General features: G+C 35.5%; 19 protein-coding genes. 8 read left to right on the top strand and 11 right to left on the bottom strand.

Annotated elements, in window-relative coordinates; genetic code table 11:
- Positions 1-975 precede the first annotated feature (975 nt).
- From IPI31_13180 to IPI31_13140, 9 genes are all read right to left on the bottom strand, one after another.
- Positions 976-1446 (bottom strand): NUDIX hydrolase, encoded by a 471-nt coding sequence (locus tag IPI31_13180; protein ID MBK7568768.1) that lies wholly within the window; start codon positions 1444-1446, stop codon positions 976-978.
- Positions 1447-1761: 315 nt separating this feature from the next.
- Positions 1762-3402, bottom strand: coding sequence for an ABC transporter substrate-binding protein (locus IPI31_13175; GenBank protein MBK7568767.1), 1641 nt, complete (start codon positions 3400-3402; stop codon positions 1762-1764).
- Positions 3403-3530: 128 nt separating this feature from the next.
- Positions 3531-4097, bottom strand: coding sequence for a septum formation protein Maf (gene maf / locus IPI31_13170; GenBank protein MBK7568766.1), 567 nt, complete (start codon positions 4095-4097; stop codon positions 3531-3533).
- 3 nt (positions 4098-4100) lie between these two features.
- On the bottom strand, positions 4101-5033 hold the full coding sequence (locus IPI31_13165) for a geranylgeranylglycerol-phosphate geranylgeranyltransferase (protein ID MBK7568765.1): 933 nt from the start codon (positions 5031-5033) through the stop codon (positions 4101-4103).
- Between the two features lie 183 nt (positions 5034-5216).
- Entirely contained in the window at positions 5217-5459 is a 243-nt protein-coding gene (iscX, locus tag IPI31_13160) for a Fe-S cluster assembly protein IscX (protein MBK7568764.1), read from the bottom strand.
- 25 nt (positions 5460-5484) lie between these two features.
- The gene (locus IPI31_13155) at positions 5485-5814 is read right to left on the bottom strand and encodes a (2Fe-2S)-binding protein (protein MBK7568763.1); all 330 of its coding nucleotides are present in this window, start codon (positions 5812-5814) and stop codon (positions 5485-5487) included.
- A gap of 24 nt (positions 5815-5838) precedes the next feature.
- A complete protein-coding gene (locus IPI31_13150) occupies positions 5839-6624 on the bottom strand; it encodes a DUF2520 domain-containing protein (GenBank protein ID MBK7568762.1) in 786 nt (261 codons plus the stop codon).
- Positions 6608-9118, bottom strand: a complete 2511-nt coding sequence (ccsA, locus tag IPI31_13145) for a cytochrome c biogenesis protein CcsA (protein MBK7568761.1) — start codon at positions 9116-9118, stop codon at positions 6608-6610. The genes IPI31_13150 and ccsA overlap by 17 nt, the downstream gene beginning before the upstream one ends.
- An 11-nt stretch (positions 9119-9129) precedes the next feature.
- Positions 9130-9513, bottom strand: coding sequence for a cytochrome c maturation protein CcmE (locus IPI31_13140; GenBank protein MBK7568760.1), 384 nt, complete (start codon positions 9511-9513; stop codon positions 9130-9132).
- A 352-nt stretch (positions 9514-9865) separates the two neighbouring features.
- Between IPI31_13140 and rocD the strand changes: the two genes are divergently transcribed.
- Positions 9866-11101: an ornithine--oxo-acid transaminase gene (gene rocD, locus IPI31_13135; GenBank protein MBK7568759.1), complete on the top strand. Its 1236-nt coding sequence runs from the start codon at positions 9866-9868 to the stop codon at positions 11099-11101.
- A 108-nt stretch (positions 11102-11209) separates the two neighbouring features.
- On the opposite strand, the gene IPI31_13130 is transcribed toward rocD, so the two are convergent.
- Both IPI31_13130 and fsa read right to left on the bottom strand, forming a co-directional pair.
- Positions 11210-11719, bottom strand: a complete 510-nt coding sequence (locus IPI31_13130) for a hypothetical protein (GenBank protein MBK7568758.1) — start codon at positions 11717-11719, stop codon at positions 11210-11212.
- A gap of 131 nt (positions 11720-11850) precedes the next feature.
- Entirely contained in the window at positions 11851-12507 is a 657-nt protein-coding gene (gene fsa, locus IPI31_13125; protein ID MBK7568757.1) for a fructose-6-phosphate aldolase, read from the bottom strand.
- A 5-nt stretch (positions 12508-12512) separates the two neighbouring features.
- On the opposite strand from fsa, the gene IPI31_13120 reads away from it, so the two are divergent.
- From IPI31_13120 to IPI31_13090, 7 genes are all read left to right on the top strand, one after another.
- A complete protein-coding gene (locus IPI31_13120) occupies positions 12513-12776 on the top strand; it encodes a hypothetical protein (GenBank protein ID MBK7568756.1) in 264 nt (87 codons plus the stop codon).
- A 393-nt stretch (positions 12777-13169) separates the two neighbouring features.
- A complete protein-coding gene (locus IPI31_13115) occupies positions 13170-14798 on the top strand; it encodes an acyl-CoA carboxylase subunit beta (protein MBK7568755.1) in 1629 nt (542 codons plus the stop codon).
- Between the two features lie 210 nt (positions 14799-15008).
- On the top strand, positions 15009-17507 hold the full coding sequence (locus IPI31_13110) for an FG-GAP repeat protein (protein ID MBK7568754.1): 2499 nt from the start codon (positions 15009-15011) through the stop codon (positions 17505-17507).
- A 188-nt stretch (positions 17508-17695) separates the two neighbouring features.
- Positions 17696-19963, top strand: a complete 2268-nt coding sequence (locus IPI31_13105; protein MBK7568753.1) for a family 20 glycosylhydrolase — start codon at positions 17696-17698, stop codon at positions 19961-19963.
- Positions 19964-19977: 14 nt separating this feature from the next.
- Positions 19978-20961 carry a N(4)-(beta-N-acetylglucosaminyl)-L-asparaginase gene (locus IPI31_13100; protein MBK7568752.1) on the top strand — a complete coding sequence of 328 codons (984 nt, stop codon included), beginning with the start codon at positions 19978-19980 and terminating at the stop codon, positions 20959-20961.
- A gap of 135 nt (positions 20962-21096) precedes the next feature.
- Complete coding sequence (locus tag IPI31_13095; protein ID MBK7568751.1) at positions 21097-21837, top strand: copper homeostasis protein CutC; 741 nt, start codon at positions 21097-21099, stop codon at positions 21835-21837.
- Positions 21834-24356, top strand: a complete 2523-nt coding sequence (locus IPI31_13090) for a glycoside hydrolase family 2 protein (protein ID MBK7568750.1) — start codon at positions 21834-21836, stop codon at positions 24354-24356. The genes IPI31_13095 and IPI31_13090 overlap by 4 nt, the downstream gene beginning before the upstream one ends.

The following is a 24356-nucleotide window of genomic DNA, read 5'->3' as shown; positions in this document are numbered from 1 at the left end:
GCGCTTCCTTTCGGGATGACAACCTCATTACTCATAACTCATTACTAATTTTCGTGAATCGTCAATCGTCATTCGTGAATCCGCAAAGTACGCCTTGATTGTGGGTTTTCACCAACCACTGAGGGGAATGTTATTATTTCCGCCTTATGACAATTTTCGTGAAGCGTGAAGCGTGAGTCTGTCCTAGACGCCGTGGCTGTGTGTTTTTCACCAACCACTGACGGTCAATCTTGAATCGTCAATCGTGAATCTGAAGTTTAAATTTCGCAATTCAAATGTATTTGCTTCTTCCTTAAGTCTATTTTTCGTGAATCGTGAAGCGTGAGGCGTGAGTTTGGTTTTCGGTAGAAAAATAGATTTCTGTCTTCATTAATATTTCATGAAACCTTAAGGATTAATTTTCTACGAAAATTAATATTCGAATGTGAACTTAAGCAAAGAGAAATTCTGCGTTCGTTTTTCATTTTTTTTATCCTTTTAAATCCGCTTAATCCGCGTCATCAGTGCCTGCCCGACTACTGGCGGGTTCCCCTTTTTTTTTAACCTTTTGTTTTTTTTATTTAATCCATTAGTGAGACCCTCGCTAAGAGCGAGAGCCTCACTCGCTCCGATTATTACTATTATTTAAATTATTTAATTTTTTTATCCTTTTAAATCCGCCCAATCCGCGTCATCAGTGCCTGCCCGACTACTGGCGGGTTCCCTTTTTTTTCCATTTAATTATTTCATTCCTTCATTCTTAATTCTTCTCCCCCTTCCCTCAGACCTCACAGGTTAAAAAAAACCTGGTAGGTCGAGGGTGTTCATTCCTTCATTCTTTCATTTTTAATTCTTCTCCCCATTCCCTCAGACCTCACAGGTTAAAAAAAACCTGGTAGGTCGAGGGTGTTCATTCCTTCATTCTTTCATTTTTAATTCTTCTCCCCCTTCCCTCAGACCTCACAGGTTAAAAAAAACCTGGTAGGTCGAGGGTGTTCATTCCTTCATTTTGCCCCCTTCCAACCCCTTCCTTCCTTCACCTTCGAATCTTCTCCCTTCGATCCTTTCCTTCCCCTTCATTATTTTCGCAACTACCTTATCAATGGGCAAGGCAAACATTTCCTCATTAATATCATTTATATCAACCCATTTAAATTCCATTGTTGTATCGAGAGAATAATTAACATTCTGATCTTCCATGGCACATAAATAATATATACTTATCACCTGCTGTGTTGCATCTAAAAAACTTTGTACAAAAAAATCTGTAGTGTAGAAATGAGTAATATCCTTAATTTCCATCCCCAATTCTTCCCTGAATTCCCGTTGAAGACAATCAATTGTTCCCTCACCGAATTCCAAACCTCCTCCCGGAAATTTTAATATCCTTCGATCACGAATGTTTTCTTCTACTAATAATATTTTATTAGCCCTAATTAGAATTCCATATACACGAATGTTAAACATGAAAGATTTTCAATTTATTAATTTTCACTTTTGTAATTTTTTACTTTGGTTAATACCCGAAAATTGTATTCCTACAAAATAGTTTCATTCCATAGTATAATTATCATGTTGACAACATCGAAAATCATGACTACTAATCTAACTTACATCCGAAGGAAAATCATCATTCCGTCGATCATTGTCAATTATCAATTGTCAATTGTCAATTACTGTGTTATCAATTGTCAATTATCAATTAATATGTTATCAATTGTCAATTGTCAATTATTCCGAAGTCTAATCATCATGCCGTCGATCATTCTCAATTCTCAACTCTCAATTCTCAATTCCCTTCCTCGTCGTTTTCAAGTCCAGCATATTCAACCCATTTGGCTCGAGGCCGGTTATATTTTTTTGGGTAAATCGGAATACTTCATCATAAAACAGAGGAATTATGGGAGCGTCCTGAATCATGATGCTATCCATGGTGTAATAAAGTCGTTTGCGAATTTTATCATCGCTTTCTGCCACTGCAATTTGATAAATACTATCGAATTGTTTGTTTTTATAATGTGTGTAATTGGGTGGTGCTTCGCTGTTACCATACATCACTGTCAAATAATTTTCTGCGTCAGCATAATCTGCTATCCAACTGCTTCTGAATAATACAGTTGATTCATTTAAACGCATTTCTCTTAAAATTCTGGGATCAACTGTTTCAATTTTTATGGCTATACCTATATCCTCCAGTTTATCTTTAATATAAATTGCAATATCCTGATATTGTTCCACAGTATGCAAAATTATTTCCGGTAAGCCTACTCCGTTTTCAAAACCTGCTAATGCCAATAATTGTAATGCAGTATCGGGATTGTAATAATATCCGTAATTCATATCTCTGCTTTGATCCAATAAACTTGGAGGAACAATTCCACCTGTTGCCGCAATTCCGCGATTGTTCTTTAAAAAAAGTAACATCTCATTTCTATCAAAACCGTAATTAATAGCTTGCCTAACTTGTTTAAATTGCATCGGACTTTGCAGCACAATTTCTTTCGTGGTATCCATTAAAATTGCAAAATATTCCGTGTTCAGAAAAGGGCCTTTTAATAAGTTTATTTTATCGGCATATTTTGATTGCAGGGTTCCTTCCTTTGTGAGAATATTATCTTTTAGTGCAGCATCCACATCACTTACAAAATCAATTTCCCCACTTAAAAATTTTAAAAATTCAGTCGATTTATTTGTGATGAATTGAATATTCACCGCATCGAGATATGGCAGACGATTTCCATCCACATCCCTTTCAAAATAGTTCTCGAATTTGTGTAAGATCAATAACTCTCCTTCCTCCCATCTTACAAATTTAAATGGACCTGTTCCAACAGGGTTACTTCTAAAATCAGTTCCATATTTTTTAATGGCTTCGGAAGGAACCACTGAACAATATTGGATGCTCAACCGCTGTAAAAAAGGTGCAAAGGGTTTGTGTAATTTAATTTGAAATGTACTATCATTTAAAGCATAAAAAGGATTGATACTATCTACAATATTTTGAAATACCCAATTTCCCCTTGCAGCAGTGGTGGGATCAATTAATCTTTTAAATGAAAATTCAAAATCAGCGGCGGTTGCTTTTCTTCCCTTTCCATTTTCAAAACAATCGTTATCGTGAAAAAAAACATCCGTTCTCAGATAAAAAGTATATACTAATCTGTCATCAGAAATGGTCCAGCTTTTTGCAATACAGGGCACTACATTTAATTGTGTATCCAACTGAACCAAACCATTAAACATTTGATTTACGCTCCAAGTGTTTGGCTGATCGCTGGCGAAAGCGGGATCAAGTGAGGTAACAGGGGTAGATAAATTTAATCTGAATATAGTTTTATCGGGATGGGAATGGTCTTTTTTGCAACCGGTGTGCAGAATAGCAGTTAATAAACAAATTAAATATATGGAAAATTTTAGTCTCATTTTTGATACAGCAAAATTATGCAATAAACTCATTAGCTGTTATGGAAGTAATCCACAGTGAGATTGGGAGAAGAATAATTTAGCCTAACCACCTCATTGCATTTATTATTAAATATAATCAATTGTAATTACCCTTCCAGTAGTGTCTTAAGAATGGGGTATATTTTACTCATAGGAAATCCCACTACATTGTAATAATCGCCTTCTATTTTGGAGATCTTATTAATTCCTATCCATTCCTGAATGGCATATGCACCGGCTTTATCGAATGGTTTATAATTTTTGATATAAAATTTTATTTCATCATCGGTCATCGTATCGAAATATACCTTAGTAGTAACTTCGAGATCATATTGATAGGTGGATGTAGCGATACAAACGCCTGAAACCACAAGGTGCATATTTCCGGAAAGGTTTCTTAAAATGGAAAAGGCATCGTCGCTGTCAAAAGGTTTATTTATGACCGTATCCTCAAGAATTACCACTGTATCAGCAGTAATAATGATATCATTATCTTTTCTGAAGTTATTTGCTTCCTGCATCTTTTTTTGTGCAAGAAATAAGGGGATATCTTTCACCGGCATAGATTGTGGAAAAGATTCATCAACATCTATTTTCAGAATTTCGAATTCAAAACCTGCTTCCTTCAACAGTTGACTTCTACGAGGTGATCCTGAGGCTAATTTTATCGACATGAGTTAAAATTCTATAAAGTAATACAATGGCATTAAACAAATTCCTATAAGCATGGAAATTTTTACCATGGTGCTTACAGCATTAAATTGCAGTTTAGTTTTAGCGGTAATTATTTTCAAACCGATAAATAATAAAAATAAATTCAATGCATTCAGATAATAAAAATATATTTTATGGTCGCGGTTTAGCACTTCCAATAAAATATATAATAATGCAGCGATAGTAAAAACGAGAAATAACACAGCTACTATTTTCGATGTCAAAATACCCCATTTTACAGCTATGGTTTTGGCTCCCATTTTTTTGTCTCCTTCTACATCTTCCATTGTTTTCACAATTTCTCTCACAACAGTAAGCGTAAAGGCAAAAATGCTTATACCGATAATGTATTTTGTAACCATACCTGCAATAAAATAATCGGCAGGACGAGCCAAACGATATAATGCCGGTTCAAAAAATAGTATTAACAGAATACTCAATCCCGATAAAAATGCAACAATGATATTTCCAAGTAAAGGTGTTCGTTTAAATGAAGAAGAATAAAAATATAATAAAAATATTGCAATTACAAATAGGGTTGTAAGTTTCCAGAATCCAATTATAATGCTCAGATAGACCCCTATTGCCAAACCTAATCCGGAAAGAATTAAATAAGAAGTAAATGCTTTTTGAGGAGAAATAAATTTTCCTATGATCTGCTTTTCCGGTTTATTGATACTATCAATTTCCACATCGTAATAATCATTAATTATATATCCCGCAGCACAGATCAATACCGTAGAAAAAACCAATAAAAAAAATTGAAACTCTGTCAATGTAAATGCAATTCCATACGTATTAAAATTGGGCTGCATAATAAATGCATCAATAAAATACATTGTTGCCGCAAGTATTATCAGGTTAATGGGTCGTATGAGTTTTAACCAGGGTTTCATTTTTTTGTTCTGAGTTCTGAGTTCTGAGTTCTGAGTTCTGAGTTCTGAGTTCTGAGTTCTGAGTTCTGAGTTCTGAGTTCTGAGTTCTGAGTTCTGAGTTGAAAAATGTGATTTTGTAGCGTCGCAAAATTTTGCGACGCTACAAAATCACATTTTTCAACGACTGCCAACTGCCACTGCCTACTATTTCCTCGCATCGCGCCATTCATAAACCCAGGCGCTTTGAATCATTTCCAAATGACCTTCATTACATTCTTCACGGGTTCCTTTAAAATCGGGTAATTCGAGCACCCATTCTATCAATTCGGTGAATCGAATCCTATATATTTTAGATTCACCGAAATCATCTCCAAAACGTTCGTGTAATTTAAGGGCAATATCTTCGTGGTCGTTCCAATAAATTGGCGGTTCTTCAAAATTATTCATAGTATAAACGGATATTATTAGTTAATTATGATGCAATAATTGTAGATTGGTCAGGTACAATAACCTCAATAAATGTTTCGTCTTCCATTAGGTCGCACTGGCAACTCAATCTGGAATTTAATCTTGGGTCACGGGCACGGTCGATAAAATCCTCCTCTTTTTCTGTTGTTTCGGGTAAACTGTCCATTCCCTTTTCTATATAAACATGGCAAGTACTACATGCACAAACGCCACCACAATTGTGGTTTAATTTTATATCATTCAATAAAGCGGCTTCCAAAACGGTGTGACCTGAATCGATCTCAATTTGCCTATCCTCACTCCCATCCTCAAAAATAAATTTAATAGTAACCATAACCTGAATATAATAAAGTATTAATTATTTATTTATGTATTTGTGCAAAATACTTTTAGCCAAAGTATCATACAATTCCTTCCACTCCTTATGATTGTTCATCATACTTTTATGTTTAGCAAGCGTGGACATATCGCCCCGAATAGCAGGACCCGTTTGCAATTGATCAGGAGCCATTTCCTTTAATTTATTTAAATGCTCCTCCATTAACGGATAAAAAAGTTCCAACGATAAATTATTCTCCTTTAATAAATTGTAGGCAATATCATACATATGATTTGTATAATTATTGATCCATACCGCAGATAAATGCATTACAGATCTTTGTTCATCACTTACCTCAATTACCCTGGAAGAAATTTTTGAAGCAAGCTCTTTTAGTTGCGCCTGAGTTTCTTCCGAATTTCCTGAAACTGCGAACAAAGTTTCTTTAAGATCAATTTCATTATTTTTAGTAAGAGTTTGCATTGGCCAGATAACGCCATATTTATTATCATGCATATCCAGGATATCGGCTTTTATAGCCCCTGCATGATGAACAATAAACCTGCCTTTTTTAAACACTTTTTCAAAAACAGTTCGAATTACATCATCTCTAACCGCCAAAAGGTACAGATCAGATTCCGGAATTTCGTCCTCCAATGTACCAAAACTTTTGCAACCTAATAATTCGGCGAGTTGTTTTGCTTTTTCCATTTCCCTACCGGCAATATGGTTTATTTCAATACCCGATCTTGCAAATGCATTTCCCAAATGCCATGCAACGTTTCCGGTTCCGATTATTGAAATATTTTTAATTACTTGGTTCACGATTATTTGAAATTTTATTATCTCTGTTTCTTTTAATTAAACTGATCAAAAATCCAAGTGCCATAACGATAGTACCGATCCATACCAAATTGATCATGGGAAATATTATGGATTTAATTACTATCCAATCATCATTTAAAGTACTATCGGTGGTGGTGAAAATAAATTGTTGTTGTGCAGGTAATATTCCACTGAAAGTGATACTCACATTCGCAATTTGGGTAGTTGCGGTGCCCTGCATAACAGTACTGTCGCGCATGGATAAAATATATTGTGCTTCCAGTTTTTCATTAGCAGATCCTACATGAGCAGAAAGCTGTGCTCCCGCCCCAATGGAATCGTTGGAACCAATATAACGGGAAACATCGTTTAAAATAAAATATCCCGTATTAAATTTAATTGTATCTCCAATAGAAACCGTATCAACAGTAACTTGTGGTTGTGCATTTTTTGATCCTTCGCCCGGAAGTGATGTAACATGGGTAAATACATCGTAAGTTAAAAAATGTTTCGTATCAGGATTAGGTGCAAGTTGTTGCATTTTTTTATCCATTAATAAATAAGGATGCAACATGAACTCCTGAGTAATTTTTTGTGTTTCCGGATCTATTTTTCTAAACAATAAATTATAATAAGTTGCTTCGTTAGAAACACTATCGCCCAGGTAGGTAACTAAATAATTTTGCAATGGCAATGGTGCATTTCTTATCAAACGTACATTTTCACGCTGAAAGGTATTATCCATTCCCTCACCTGTAAAATTTACACCAAAGGTATTTTCGGAAATTACGCGTTGTCCGGCATTTGAAATTAATATCCCCAATAATAAAACACCAAACCCAATATGGGCAATAGATCCACCTGCAATTTTAATTTTACCTTTTAATACACGGATAAGATATTGGAAATTGGCGATGACAGAAAACCATCCGGCAAAAAATAAAATAGAATATTTGGTAACTAAATGAAATATTCCTCGGTCAGAAGTGATATCCCATATCTTATCTAATAAAATAGAACTAATTATAGCAGCGACAAGTGCAAAAATTAAAGATGATGCTATACTCCTGATAAATTGTTTATTTTCAGTTGCTTTATATTTTAAAAATTGCCCAAAAGCTGATAAGAGTGCAATTAAAATCCCCACCCATATCTGAACTCCGGTATAAAAATGAATTTCATCCGCAGGTTTGCTCATGTCATCGCGCAAAGAAGTTCCTAAAATATCGTTGATATGTCCAAATAACACATTAAAAACAGGAATAGAAGTAAAAAATATCACGTGTATTCCTGCAAATAATAATACCAAGGAGCCCACGAACATCCAGAATTCCCTGGAAGATAAAGATTCTTCCTTTTCCTTTACCGGAATTTTTTTCCAGCTCCTGATCAAAGGGATAATGGAAATGAAAATAAATACAAATAAAAATAATAGAAGGTGATTTGTTAACCCTTCCTCAACAAATGCATGCACACTTGTATCACCTAAAATTCCGCTTCTGGTTAAAAATGAAGAATATAAAACAAAATAAAAGGAGAGAAATATCATTACAAAACTCGACCTTGTTGCATGACCTGTTGCTTTTGCAATTACAAGATTATGCAAACCTGCAACTATTATCAACCACGGAATAAGTGAGGCATTCTCCACAGGGTCCCAGGCCCAAAATCCGCCAAAACTTAAAGCCTCATATGCCCAGGCACCACCCATTAATATTCCTGTTCCCAAAACCATTCCCGCAAATAATGCATATGGAATTGCAGGTTTGATCCATTCCGTATATTTTTTTGTCCATAAACCTGCTACTCCAAAAGCAAAAGGAATTGTAATTGATGCGAAACCACAGAATAAAACCGGTGGATGTATTACCATCCAATAATTCTGCAATAATGCATTTAATCCTGTACCATCAGGAATAAAACGCATGTAATCAGAAAATAAAAAAACAGGATCAGAAGTAAGTTTATCCTTTAATAAAAGAAAAGGTGAATTTCCGATATGAACAGTGTCTGTTATATAAATACCTAATAAATAGGTAATTAAAAAAACCTGCATTAAACTCACGATGGTCATTACCGGAGCTTCCCAATTTTTAGCCCGGAATAACAATACGGTTCCCAATACCACATGCCAAAAACTCCACAATAAAAAACTTCCCTCCTGCCCTTCCCAAAAACAGGAAAGAACATATTTCATTTGCAGATCTTGTGAAGAATGCGACCAAACATAATGATATTCAAAATGATGATTGAATATCATTATAAATAATGTAACAACTATACCAATTACAGAAGCACCATGTGTTATAAAAAAAGTGCGGGCAATCTTTCTTCGCTGCAGTTTATCTATATCATTTTTAGACTGAACAGACAAAAAATAAAAAACCGCTGCAAAAATAGCGGTGATGAATGCGATGATCACAAATAAATGTCCGACCTGTCCGAAAAGTGGATTTATGGTTTGAACAGCATGCTGATGCGTTAATTCGTCCATTTAACTGTTCCTTATTTTTTAATTTCGTTTTCTACATATTTTGAAGGGCATTTAACCAGCATATCATCAGCATAAAAGGTCTCACCTTTCATCGCTCCGGTTAAAACGATCTGATCACTTTTTTCAAAATCACGAGGCATATCGTCGAAACATACCACTTCAATTTCTTTACCGTCGCGATCTGTTAAATGAAAACTGAATGAATTTGGATCCTTTACCGGATCATAATTAACAGGATATGCTTTAGCCAATGTCCCGATTAACTGAACGGTGGAACCTTCTTTTCCAACAGCATCCTCATAACTGGAATAGGAGCTCACGTTGCCAAGTTTGGAGGCGAATACACCAATACAAACTGCAATTAGAATCAGTAAAATAATATGCGATTTTTTCACTTATTATGGTTTGTTTAAAATATAATGCAAAATTAGCTCAAAATGTTCTTTATTAATGATAAGTTTTACCCAATTGTACCATTTATTTGGATGAATTGACCATTATGTGGTGATAATGGATAAATCTGCCCTACTTGGGGGTGTATTAGAGCGCTTAATTCACTTTTTTTGAACTATTTATTAGATTCGACTTATCTTTGTAATATGTTATTTCATTTTCTTGATATGAATCTTGATTTTTTGGACCATCCCAGAGGGTGACTACGCACCTTATTTGTTTTTATTGAAATAAAGACAGATCCAGTTAATTTTCTTTAATTTATCAATCCTTTTATATTTAAAATTTATAACTATGACCACAATTGAGACCATATCCGGTAAATCCCTATCCTATATTCAAAAAGAAGATACTTATGGCGCCCATAATTACCACCCAATGCCGGTTGTCATTCAAAAAGCAGAGGGAGTTTATGTTTATGATGTTGATGGAAAACGATATTATGATTTTCTTTCCGCCTATAGTGCGGTAAATCAAGGACATTGCCATCCTCGAATAATTCAATCTCTTATAGATCAGGCAAAAAAATTAACGCTTACCAGTCGCGCATTTTATAATGATATTTTGGGAGAATACGAGCAATTTATGACCGGGCTTTTCGGTTACGACAAGTTATTACCTATGAATTCAGGAGCAGAGGCCGTGGAAACAGCTTTGAAACTTTGCAGACGTTGGGGTTACGATGTTAAAGGTATAAAACCTCATAATGCCAAGATTCTTGTTTGCAGCGGCAATTTTCATGGACGAACTACAGGAATTATTTCCTTTAGTAGCGACCCTGATTCTACCACTGGTTTTGGTCCATATATGCCTGGTTATCAAATAGTTGAATATAATGATCTTAATGCTCTTGGAAAGGCACTTGAAGATAAAAATGTTGCCGGTTTTCTAGTTGAACCTATTCAGGGTGAAGCGGGAGTATTCGTGCCGGATGAAGGGTATTTATCCTCTGCATATGCGATGTGCAAAGAGGCTAATGTTTTGTTTATGGGCGATGAAATTCAAACTGGTCTTGCCAGAACAGGAAAAATGCTCGCTTGTGATCATGAAAACGTAAGACCTGATATTTTAATCCTCGGGAAAGCGCTAAGCGGTGGAACAATGCCCGTAAGTGCCGTTTTGGCCGATAATGAAATTATGCTGACCATAAAACCCGGGGAACACGGTTCAACTTTTGGCGGAAATCCACTCGCATGTGCCGTAGCCCTCACTTCAATGCAAGTACTATTGGACGAAAACCTTGCTGAAAATGCCGAAAAAATGGGTAAAATTCTGCGAGATGGACTATTGGCATTAAATCATGAATACATCAAAATTGTGAGAGGAAAAGGTTTGTTAAATGCAATCGTTGTGCAGGATAAATATAAAGGTAAAAGTGCCTGGGATTTTTGTTTGGCCTTAAAGGAAAATGGATTACTTGCAAAACCAACGCATGGTGATAAAATTCGTTTTGCTCCGCCCTTGGTAATTACAGAAGTTCAAATAAATGAATGCCTCGGGATCATTAAAAAAACGCTTTTGGAGTTTTAATTTTAATTTCAATATTTAAATTATTGGGGATATAAGAATAACAATAAAATTCTTATATCCCCATAAAGTTTTCCTTCAGTATATTCCATTGAATACATAGGAAAAATATTAATTTAATGCAACAACAGTCTGTCCTGCTTTTGAATAAAAGGTTAAAGTTCCCGAAATGGAGGTTTGTTTTACCACTCCGTTGAATTCAAATTTACTTACTGCCGGAACTGCTGATGTAGTAGGCTTATCAGGATAAAAAATTACCTTAACATTCCAACCATTTTCCAACGAAACTGACTCGTATTTTTTAAATGTTTGATTAATATACGTTTTATCGGTAGGGCTCTTGGAAGCAAAAAGGAGCTCTGCATCCTTAAATCCAATTTGTTTTACCTCCTGAGAATAATTCATACCGATATTAAATGTGAGTATTAAGGAAAAATCCTGTAAACAGACATTCGTACTATAACAATCCGGATCAAGGTCGATGTAAAAATCGCGCGTTGTATAAATTAATTTCGGATTATCCTTCTTGAAAGTGGTATCCGTTGGTACCTGCGAAACTGCATATACCGATTGAAAAGAAAAAATTGTTGTGGTGATCAGGGTGGCAACTATTCCTCTCATTATCATATTTGATATAAATTATTGTGATTTATTAAGCAAAACGCATTAATTGTTAAAAAATTGCATCAAGTTAAAAACAAAAATGCCTCTTCTTTGCGGAAGAGGCATTTCTAGTTGTAAACAATATTTTCTTAACTGTTTCCTTTTTTGTAATCCGCAAGAAATTGAGCAAGTCCCAGATCGGTCAAAGGATGTTTAAACAGGCCCATAATGGAACTTAATGGACAGGTTACAACATCTGCACCAACCTCAGCACAACGCACTATGTGCAATGGATTTCTGATGGATGCTGCCAAAACTTCTGTTTCAAAACCATAAACTCTATAAATATGAACGATCTGTTCGATCAGATTTACGCCATCCCAATTCATATCATCCACCCTTCCTATAAACGGTGAAAGATAGGTTGCACCTGCTTTTGCAGCTAAAATTGCTTGTCCCGCAGAAAAAACCAAAGTGCAATTTGTCCTGATACCATTATCGGTACACCATTTAATTGCCTTTATTCCTTCTTTTATCATAGGAATTTTAACCACGATATTAGGATGTAATGCAGATAACTCCTTAGCTTCCGCAACCATTCCATCAAAATCAACAGAAATAACCTCCGCACTAATATCACCATCCACAATGTTACAGATGTCAACATAGTGTTTTTTAATATTATCGGCACCTGTGATTCCCACTTTTGCCATCAAAGAAGGGTTTGTAGTAACCCCATCTAAAATTCCTAATGCCGCCGCTTCTTTTATTTCATTCAGGTCAGCCGTATCAATAAAAAACTTCATAATTATTGGTATTTGAGATTGAAAGTGTAAAATTAAAATTTGAAAAAGCAAAAAAACATTTTCTTTTTCCACATATAATTTTCGATCAGAAAAAAAATGCAAAATCTCCGGAATCCGGCAAGAAAAAAAAATGGGCAAGTTGCTTACATCGCACCGCTACGACCACCTACCCTTGCTCCGATCAAGGCCTGGGGGATTCAGCAGGAGCTGGTCGTATAAGACTTGCCCGGTGCAAAGTTAATCTAAAAATTGTAGATTTTATGTTCTGAGTTCTGAGTTCTGAGTTCTGAGTTCTGTGTTCTGAGTTCTGAGTTCTGAGTTCTGAGTTCTGAGTTCTGAGTTCTGAGTTCTGAGTTCTGAGTTCTGTGTTCTGAGTTCTGAGTTCTGAGTTCTGAGTTCTGAGTTCTGAGTTCTGAGTTCTGAGTTCTGAGTTCTGAGTTCTGAGTTCTGAGTTCTGAGTTCTGACATGCAGTAGATCTCCTGCGTCGATCACTACATGTTTCAGTTCTGAGTTTTTAATTTCTTCGAAATTAAAAAAATCCCACCGTTTGTTTTCCTATGTCATATGTCATATGTCATATGACCTATGTCCTATGTCCTATGTCATATGTCAAATGTCATATGTCCTATTTCGTTCGAATGTTTAATTTTGCCATCAACATATGGACATAGAATTCAATAAAAATGAAGACTCCTTGAAATTGTTGGTTTCAACTATGAAACAGCGATTGAGTAAAGTAGGTGAAGGTGGTGGGAAAAAATCGATTGAAAAATTGCATGAAAAAGGGAAATTACATGCAAGGGAACGTATAAAATTACTCTTCGACAAAGATAAACCCTGGATAGAAATAGGTGCTTTTACGGGTTGGGAAATGTATGCGGAACATGGTGGTTGTCCGAGTGGTGGTGTGGTGGTAAAGGTTGGATATATATCAGGAAAACAATGTATTGTGGTTGCCAATGATGCAACTGTTAAAGCCGGAGCATGGTTTCCTATCACCGGTAAAAAGAATTTGCGGGCTCAGGAAATTGCAATGGAAAATAAAATTCCAATCATTTATTTGGTGGATAGCGCCGGAGTTTATTTACCGATGCAGGATGAAATTTTTCCGGATAAAGAAAATTTCGGCCGAATTTTCAGAAATAATGCGATAATGAGTTCCATGGGAATAACTCAAATTGCAGCAATAATGGGATCTTGTGTGGCAGGTGGAGCTTATCTTCCCATCATGAGCGATGAGTCACTAATTGTAAAAGGCACAGGCAGTATATTTTTAGCCGGACCTTATTTAGTAAAAGCTGCAATTGGGGAGGATATAGATGCAGAAACACTTGGAGGCGCAATTTCTTCCACTGAATTAAGTGGTATTTGTGATTATGCCGCAGAAAATGATGAAACCTGTTTAGAACAAATTCGAAATATTGTAGATAAAATTGGTGCAAATCCCAAAGCAGGTTTTGATAGAAAAGAATCCGCGAAACCGAAATTAAATGAAGAGGATATTTATGGGATAATGCCTGTTGATAGTACCAAACAGTACGACATGCATGAAATTATTTATCGCCTTACAGATAATTCGGAATTTGAAGAATATAAAGCAACTTATGGTAAAACAATTATTTGCGGATATGCCCGTATTGATGGATGGAGCGTTGGAATTGTCGCCAATCAACGCAAAGTTGTAAAAAATAAAAAAGGTGAATTGCAAATTGGAGGCGTAATTTATAATGATAGTGCAGATAAAGCTGCACGATTTATTATGAATTGCAATCAGAAAAAAATTCCATTATTATTCCTACAGGATGTTACCGGATTTATGGTTGGAAGTAAAAGTGAACACGCAGGAATAATTAAAGATGGAGCAAAATTGGTGAATGCAGTGGCAAATTCCGTTGTGCCAAAATTCACCGTAATAGTTGGCAATAGTTATGGAGCCGGAAATTATGCAATGTGTGGAAAAGCCTACGATCCTAGATTAATAGTTGCATGGCCAAATGCAAAAATTGCAGTAATGGGCGGCGCTCAGGCTGCAAAAGTTTTATTGCAAATTCAAGTTGCATCTCTCAAAGCGAAAGGAGAAGTAATAACTCCGGAAAAAGAAAAAGAACTTCTCGATAAAATAACAAACCACTATAACGAAACCATGGATCCATATTATGGTGCAGCGCGACTTTGGGTTGATGGAATTATTGATCCCTTAGACACCAGAAAATGGGTGAGTATAGGAATTGAAATGGCAGAGCATAATGCAGAAATAAAACCGTTTAGTACGGGTGTTATTCAGGTGTAAAATTGTAAATACCAGATCGGAAATTGCACTTTACTAATTGCAAAATATTATCGTCGCAGCATGCATCTATGATCCTTCCTTTAAAATCAGTTTACATGGTTTTGAATAATTTTATACACTTATTTAATATCTTAATACACTTATCACAAAAATTGACTAAATATTAATGTAGAATGTATATTTATAAACTGTATATTCAAATCATTACAAATGAATCCAACTAAATACACTCTTGGTATTTTATTTTTTGCTTCAGTTTTAATCCCCAATAAATTGATTGCACAAACACCCATACCAACACAAATTATTGAAAGCAATCAGGCAGATTCTTATTATGCCTGGGCAGCTACCGATGCAGGTGATATAAACGGCGACGGTTATGGAGATGTGATCGTGGGGGCATATAATTATGATAACGGACAATCGAACGAGGGAGTAGTATTTGTTTATCATGGATCTGCAACTGGTCTGTCAGTAATACCTGATGCTATATTGGAAAGCAATCAGATAAATGCAAATTTCGGAAGGTCTGTTTCCGGAGCAGGTGATGTAAATAATGATGGTTATGATGATATTATTGTAGGTGCATGGTCATATGATGTTGGTACAGGTAATGAAGGAAGAGTATATATTTACCACGGCTCTCCCACCGGAATTATTACAACACCAGCAAGAATAATTAATGGTACTCAGGTAGGAGGAAATTTAGGAAGTTGTGTTTCAAAAGCAGGGGATCTGAATAATGATGGATATGATGATATTGTAGTTTCCGCCTGGGTGTATGAATCAGGTCAATTTGATGAGGGACGGGTTTATGTTTATTTAGGTTCAGCAACAGGAATTCCCGGTTCTGCAATTGCATTTATGGATGGCAATCAGGATTGGGCACATTTCGGAACATCGGTTGCAAATGCAGGCGATATTAATGGCGATGGATACGATGATATTGTTGTGGGTTTTGAATTATTTGACAATGGTCAAACAGATGAAGGTAAAATTTTATTTTATAATGGCACTGCTTCCGGAATTAATACCACCCCATCTGCTCAAATAGAAAGCGATCAGGCTTTTGCAAGTTTGGGTTATGATGTCGCTGCTGCAGGAGATGTAAATAATGATGGGTATGACGATGTAATTGCCGGTGCATATAGGTACGACAATGGAGAGGGCGATGAAGGAGCTGCGTTTATTTATCACGGATCATCGTCAGGAATTATAACTACGCCAGCTACTTTATTAGAGTGCAATTTACCTGTCTCCTATTTCGGAATTTCTGTAAGTGATGCAGGTGATTTTAACAGTGATGGTTATGACGATGTAATAGTCGGGGCATCCCTTTTTAGTCATGGTTCTTCGGCTGAAGGCAGCACTTTTTTATATAAAGGTACAGCATCAGGAATACATACTACACCATATTTAGTAATGGAAAGCGATCAGGCTTTTGCTTATTTGGGTACAAGTGTTTCAACTACAGGTGATATAAATAATGACGGATTTGATGATATATTAACAGGTGTTAATTTTTATGATAATGGCGAAACAAATGAAGGGGCAATTTTTGTTTATCACATGTGTGCAGATTCGTTGTATGCGGACCTTGATTTTGATGGATTTGGTGATCCATTAAATAAAGTAAACATCTGTAATGAATTAATAAATATGGTTGCTGATAACACGGATTGTGATGATGCAAACGCAGATATATTTCCGGGAGCAACTGAAATTTGCAATTCCATTGATGATGATTGCAATTCGTTTATTGATGATGGATTACCATTTTATACTTTTTATATTGATGTTGATGCTGATTTATATGGGGATATGAATGATTCCGGTATTTATACTTGTGCCATCATTCCGGAAGCCGTATTAATAAATACTGATTGTGATGATGCTAATAATTTGATAAACCCCGGCATGGAAGAAATATGTAATTTAATGGATGATAATTGCAGTGGGGTTGCTGATGAAGGCATTATTGTTACTATTTCTATCGAAGCATTAGGTGCTACTACTTTTTGTCAGGGCAGCGATGTTGTTTTGCAAGCAACGCATAACGGCACATCATTACAATGGAAAAAAAATGGATTCCCTATTCCGGGAGCAACAAACGATTCCTATACTGTTTCAACCAACGGTAATTACACTTGTCAGACTTCCAGTTTATGTGGAATATCAAATTCTGCATCAATTCATGTAACCGTAAATAAAAATCCAAATGCAAATATTACGGCTGTAGGTGCTACAACCTTTTGTCCTGGAGATAGTGTAATTTTAACACTAACACCTGTTGGAGGAAGCACGTATCAATGGTATAAAGGCGCCAATCCCATCCCAGGAGCAACATCTTTGAGTTATGTTGCTAAAATTTCCGGTAATTATAAATGTCGTGTTACAAAAAATGCGACAGGTTGTTTTAAAAATTCTAATATTATAACGGTGAATGCTACCTGTAAAGAAGATCTATCTATGGAAATGAGTACTTTCAATATCTATCCTAATCCAACTTCAAATAATATTACAATAGCAACGAAGGATCACAATGAAAAAACAATTTATCTGATCAATTCCCTGGGACAAATCTTATATACAATAACTTCTGTTGATGTGGAAATATCGCTGGATCTAAATGAATTGGCAACAGGCATTTATTATGTTAAAATTAAAAATGAAAATGGTTCTTTTATGCAACAAATTATTAAACAATAAATTGTCACAAAAGATGAAAAATAGAAAATAATAGCTCCTCTTAATTGAAACTGGCAACAACACGTAAATATTCAGACTGCAGTTATATAAAGGATGTTTGTAGGGTATCAAAACACGGCTCAGGTGTTTATTACAAACAATTCTGACAGGAAATTGGTGTTTCCCTAACACTTCCTTAATTTCACCCCATGAAGTTATTTGCCTTTCTATTCTTATTAATCAGTATTCAATTTAGTTTTTCGCAAAACAGCAAGATAATACCTGAACCTGTTTCTGTTACATCGCTATCGGGTTATTACACCTTCTCCCCCACTACCTATTTCCAGGCAAACGATTTTAAATCTTATACCGATGCCTATGCAGCCAAAGATCTTTTTATCGATTATTACAATTTGCCCATTAAAACCGCTACCAAACAAATTGGGGATCTCAGCGGAATTGTTTTGCAATACGACTCTACTTTGCAATTACCGGATGGTGGATATATCCTAAAGATCTCACAAAACGCTATTTCAATCACGGGAAAAAATGAAGGCGGAGTTTTTTATGGGTTGATGAGCATGTTGCAATTAGTGGAAAATCCTTCCGCAAAAACCTACCAGATACCTTGTATGGAAATTATAGATTATCCGCGATTTGATTACAGAGGCATGCACCTGGATTGTGCCAGACATTTTTTTTCTATCGATTTTATTAAAAAATATATTGATTATCTCGCATTATATAAATTTAATACCTTTCACTGGCACTTAACGGATGATCAGGGATGGCGTATTGAAATAAAACAATATCCGAAATTAACGGAAGTTGGTGCATGGCGCGATGGAAGTATGGTTGGACACTATCGCGAACAAAAGTATGATTCCATTCGGTATGGCGGATTTTATTCGCAGGTAGAAATAAAACAGATCGTAAAATATGCTGCAGCAAGAAATATTACTATTATCCCCGAAATAGAAATGCCGGGACATAGCGTTGCAGCACTCGCAGCTTATCCTGAATATGGTTGTATTGATACTACTATTTCTGTGGAAAAAGGATGGGGAGAATTTCCCGATATATTTTGTCCTACAGAAGAAACCTTTACATTTTTGGAAAATGTTTTAACAGAAGTAATGGCTTTGTTTCCATCTACCTATATTCACATTGGTGGTGATGAAGTAAATAAAATACGTTGGAAAGAATCTGCATATTGCCAGAAATTAATTGCAGATAGCAATTTGGTAAATGTAACCGGCTTACAAAGTTATTTTATTAGGCGTATCGATAAATTTGTAAATAGTAAAGGAAAAAAAATAATTGGTTGGGATGAAATTCTGGAAGGCGGAATTGCACCGAATGCAACTATTATGAGTTGGCGTGGCGAGGATGGCGGAATAGCAGCAGCACAGCAAAAGCACTACGCTATTATGACGCCTCAAAAATATTGTTATTTCGATTATTACCAAGGTGACCCTACTTCGGAACCTATTGCAATAGGAGGATATACTCCTCTGAATGCCGTTTATCAATATGAACCCATTCCCGCAATTTTAAATGCAGAGGAACAAAAATATATTTTAGGTGCACAGGCTAATTTATGGACCGAATATATTTCCACCCCTGAACAAGTGGAATATATGCTTATTCCAAGATTACTTGCATTGAGTGAGGTTTTATGGACCCAAAAAGAGAATAAAAATTATAAAAATTTTGTAGATCGTTTATTGGTGCATTTTGATCTGTTAAATAAAATAAACTGCAATTATTCAAAAACAATTTATTCTACCCAATACACACTTTATAGCGATACACAAAATAATTTATTTCTTAAACTCAACAATATATTTTCAGACACTATATTATATGACACACCAAAAAGTCTGGAAGATGATGGCGCATATAATAATTTAAAATATACCACCCCCTTTTTAATTACACACAACCAATGGATCATAGCTCACGGATTTCGCAATGGCCCTAAAACTCCTGTTTATATTTATTATAATAAGGCCACAGCACAAAATATCAAATTAAATATTCCTTCATCCCCAAAATATTCTGGAGACGGAGCTTTTACTCTGGTAAATGGGTTGCAAGCAAATACCTCTAAAGGATGGTCGGCAAGAGAATGGCTTGGGTTTAGTGGAAAGGATCTGGATGTTACTATCGATCTTGGTTCCATAGATACTTTTAATGTTGTTACTGCAGGATTTTTAACAGATCAATTAAGTTGGATCTATCCTCCGCAATCTATGGAAGTTTTATATTCCACTGATGGTAAAAAATTTAAATCTGCCGGTAAAATGTTAGTGCATTTTGACAAGACATCCAGAAAAGAAGTAAGTGTATATTTTGAAAAAACTAGTGCCAGATATGTTCGTGTAGTTGCTAAAAATTTCGGAAAAATACCTGAAGGAAATCCAGGTGCAGGTTCAATGCCTTGGTTATTTGTTGATGAAATTTCGATAGATTAATAAAAATAAGTATTATGACCACCAGAAGAAAATTTATTAAATCGGCTCTCCCTTTTACAGTGGGAACTGCCCTCCTCTCCAACCAAAAAGTACTCGGAAATTCCTTGACCGGAAATGTCGGATTTAATAAGCCCATTGTAATTTCTACATGGGATTTTGGTTTGGAGGCGAATAAAGATGCTTGGGCAATTCTGAATAATAAAGGCAGGGCTTTAGATGCTGTAGAAGCGGGTGTTAAAGTTGCGGAAAACGACTTGCACTCCTTATCGGTTGGACTCGCGGGTTTGCCAGATCGGGAGGGACATACCACATTGGATGCTTGTATCATGGATGAAAATTATAACTGTGGTTCTGTAGCATTTTTAGAAAAAATAAAAAATCCGATCTCTGTTGCGAGAAAGGTGATGGAAAAAACACCACATATCATGTTGGTTGGAGAAGGTGCGCAAAAATTTGCATTAGAAAACGGATTTGAATTGGATGATTATAAAAATCCGGAGGCTATCAAAGCATATAAAGAGTGGTTAAAAACTGCACAGTATAAACCCATTATTAATATCGAGAATCACGACACCATCGGCATGATCGCAATGGATAATAATGGAAATTTATCAGGTGCATGCACCACTAGCGGATTAAGTTATAAATTGCGTGGACGTGTTGGAGATTCACCAATTATTGGCGCAGGTTTGTATGTCGACAACGAAATTGGTGCTGCAACTGCAACAGGAACCGGTGAAGAAGTTATACGCATTGCAGGAACACATTTGGTGGTGGAATTAATGCGCAATGGAAAATCACCTTACGAGGCATGCAAGGCCGCAGTGGAAAGAATGATAAAAATAAGAAAAGAAAAAACGAAAGATTTTCAGGTTGGATTTATCGCATTAAATAAAAACGGTGAATTCGGAGGATATTGTTTACAGCCGGGATTCAATTATGCGGTTTATTCAAATAATATTCCGAATGTTTTGTTTAAGTCAGATAGTTTTTATTGAAAAGTAGGGGATGTTTCACGCAGAGGGCGCAGAGGTGCAGAGGGCGCAGAGCTAGTTATAATTATTATTTTTTAATCCGTGGAATCCCTGAAATCCCTAAGAATCTGCGATCCTATTTAAAAAATTTAAACAATAATGATAAAACTTGAAATCTGTGTTTTCAGCATACAGGATGTTCTCTCAGCAATTCGCGGTGGTGCAGATAGATTAGAACTATGCGCTTCGTATTTAGAAGGAGGAATTACACCATCAAATGCTACAATCACCGAAACATTTAAATATTTTGATCCGGAGAATGTGGTGGTTATGATCCGACCCCGTGGAGGAAATTTTATTTATTCGGATGCGGAATTTGAAGTGATGAAAAATGACATTCTGCATTGTAAAGAACTAGGAGTAAAAAATGTAATATTCGGAATAATTAATAAGGATGCTACTTTGGATGTTTCCAGAAATAAAGAATTGGTTGAATTAGCATCACCCATGCATTGCACCTTACAACGCGCTTTTGATCTTACCACTGACCCTTTTATTGCATTAGAGGATGCAATTAAATGCGGATTTAAAAGAATACTTACCTCAGGTCAACAGGCTTCTGTTTTACAAGGAACCCAACTAATTAAACAATTGATCGAAGTTGCAGAAAATAGAATTGATATTTTACCCGGTGCCGGTATCACTTCCGAAAATGTTTTGCAATTAATTGAGGAAACAGGTTGCGTTGAAGTGCATACTTCGGCTAAAATGTATCAAAAGACTGATCCTGATCAAACCTTTCAATTCAGAGAAGGAATTTACGATTTTACAAAATTGATAGTTACAGATGCGGATGAAGTAAATAAAATAAAAGTAATCACAAATCAATTCTCCTCATGAAATATGTATTTAGCATACTTTTTGCTTGGGGACTCTTCAATACAAATAGTTACGCTCAAAAAACAGTGGAAATTGATCTTAACTCCAACTGGATCTTCCGCAAAGTTGGAGATACCACCGGATGGATGCCTGCAACAGTGCCGGGTTGCGTTCATACCGATCTTCTTGCAAATAATATAATTACTGATCCTTTTTATGGCGATAATGAAAAATTGGTTCAATGGGTGGAGCGCGAGGATTGGGAATATAAAACAACTTTTTATGTTGATAGAAAATTTATTAAACAGGAAACAATTGAGATCAATTTCGAAGGTTTAGATACTTATGCTGATGTTTATATAAATGATTCCCTGGTTTTAAAAGCAGACAATATGTTTGTAGAATGGAACAGGCGTGTGAACAGATATTTAAAAAAGGGAGTGAATACTTTAAATATCAGATTTAATTCGTCCGTAAGGATTGGCAATGAATTAAAGAATAATTATCCTATAAGATTACCCGGAGAAGAAAGAGTTTTTACGCGAAAAGCACAATATCAATACGGATGGGACTGGGGACCCAGATTAGTCACCTGTGGCATTTGGAAGCCTGTGAAATTAATAGCATTCGATAACGAAACTTATATATATTCCGCATCAGTAGTTCCTGGAAAAGTTATTAATGATTCCGTTATTGTAGATCTTGAATTAAGTTCCAGCATCGGGTTTCATGATTTTGGGAAATATTCTATCACGCTAATCAATAAAAAGAATGGTATTGAAATACCTCAAATTTTCCAGCAAGGTTATGGTGAACTTTGTTTAATTAAATTTGTAATACCAGATCCTGAAATTTGGTGGTGCAATGGTTCAGGCGAACAACCCTTGTATAATATTGAAGTTGTTGTGAAGAGAAAAAAACAAATCATTGATAAGTTTGACGTCACCTTTGCAATTCGAAATATAGAATTAAAACAGATCACTGATAATTATGGGAAGTCATTTGTATTCGAATTGAACGATACTCCAATTTTTATTAAAGGTGCTAATTATATTCCCCTTAATAGTTTTCCTTCCTCCCTGCAAAAAGAGGATTACATAAAAATTTTAACCGAGGCAAAGAACATGAACATGAATATGATACGGGTTTGGGGAGGAGGAATTTACGAACCTGATTATTTTTATGAATTATGTGATTCACTGGGTATATTAGTCTGGCAGGATTATATGTTTGCCTGTGCCATGTACCCTTTTCATGAAAATATCAATTCATATGTAAATGAAATTAGATACCAAACACGAAGGATTAATAAAAATGGATCTGTTGCATTGTGGTGTGGTAATAATGAAAATTTTGAAGGCTGGAATAATTGGGGTTGGCAAAAACAATACGCTTATTCGGAAAGTGATTCTCAAAAATTATGGATGGAAAATTTTGAATTATTTACGGGAACCATACCCAACGAAACGAAATATGAGAACGTAAAAAATTATCATCCCTCCTCCCCTACACATGGTTGGGGACGGAAAGAAAGTTTAACCGAAGGCGATTGTCATTATTGGGGAGTTTGGTGGGGAAAAGAACCTTTTGAAATGTATAATAATAAAATTCCCCGCTTCATGAGTGAATATGGTTTTCAGGGAATGCCGGTTTTTAATTCCTTTAAACAATTTATTCCTGAAAATGAATTGAATATTAATTCTGCATCCGTAAAAAATCATCAGAAACATCCGGTGGGATATGAAACGATAGCGGAATATATGTCGCGGGATTATATAATTCCCGAAAAATTTGAAGATTATATTTATGTTTCACAATTATTACAGGCAAAGGGAATGCAAATTGCCATTGAAGCACACCGACGAAATAAACCCTATTGCATGGGCACTTTATTTTGGCAACTCAACGATTGCTGGCCGGTTACCAGTTGGAGCAGTATCGATTATTACGGAAATAGAAAAGCGAGTTATTACACTGTGAAACAAAAGTACGAACCTTTGATGATAAGTGTAATAAATGAAAATGATAGTATCAAAACATATATCGTAAATGATCTGGATGAGCAAATAAATGCCACGTTGGAATTTTTAATATTAAAAACAGATGGTGAGGTTCTCGAAAAGAGAAAATTACCGATAATATTGAAGCCATTATCCTCCATTTTATATTCCGTTGTTCCCAAAGTCAGTTTGTTGAATAATGAAGATCCTGAAAATTGCATTTTACATATATCTCTACAACAGAATGAACATTTGCTCGCGGAGAACTATTTCAACTTCGTTTCTCCAAAAAGTCTCGTTCTTGAGTTTCCCGAATTTGAGATCAGTTTTGATGAAATCACACAAAAAATCACAATTAGCTCTAATGTTTATGCAAAAAGCGTGTATTTATACACTGATAGCGGTGAAATAAAATTGGACGACAATTTCTTTGATCTGTTGCCTAATGCTCCAAAAGAAATATCTTTGCAGGAAAATTTCCCGGGTAATTTATCGGGATCCATTAGAATAAAATGTTTAAATACGCTTTACAACGATTGA

The sequence above is a fragment of the Bacteroidota bacterium genome (assembly GCA_016706865.1).
In the GTDB taxonomy this organism is placed as follows: Bacteria; Bacteroidota; Bacteroidia; order Chitinophagales; family BACL12; genus UBA7236.
The sequence above is the reverse complement of the archived record's forward strand: the minus strand, read 5'-3'. Positions and strand labels throughout refer to the sequence as shown.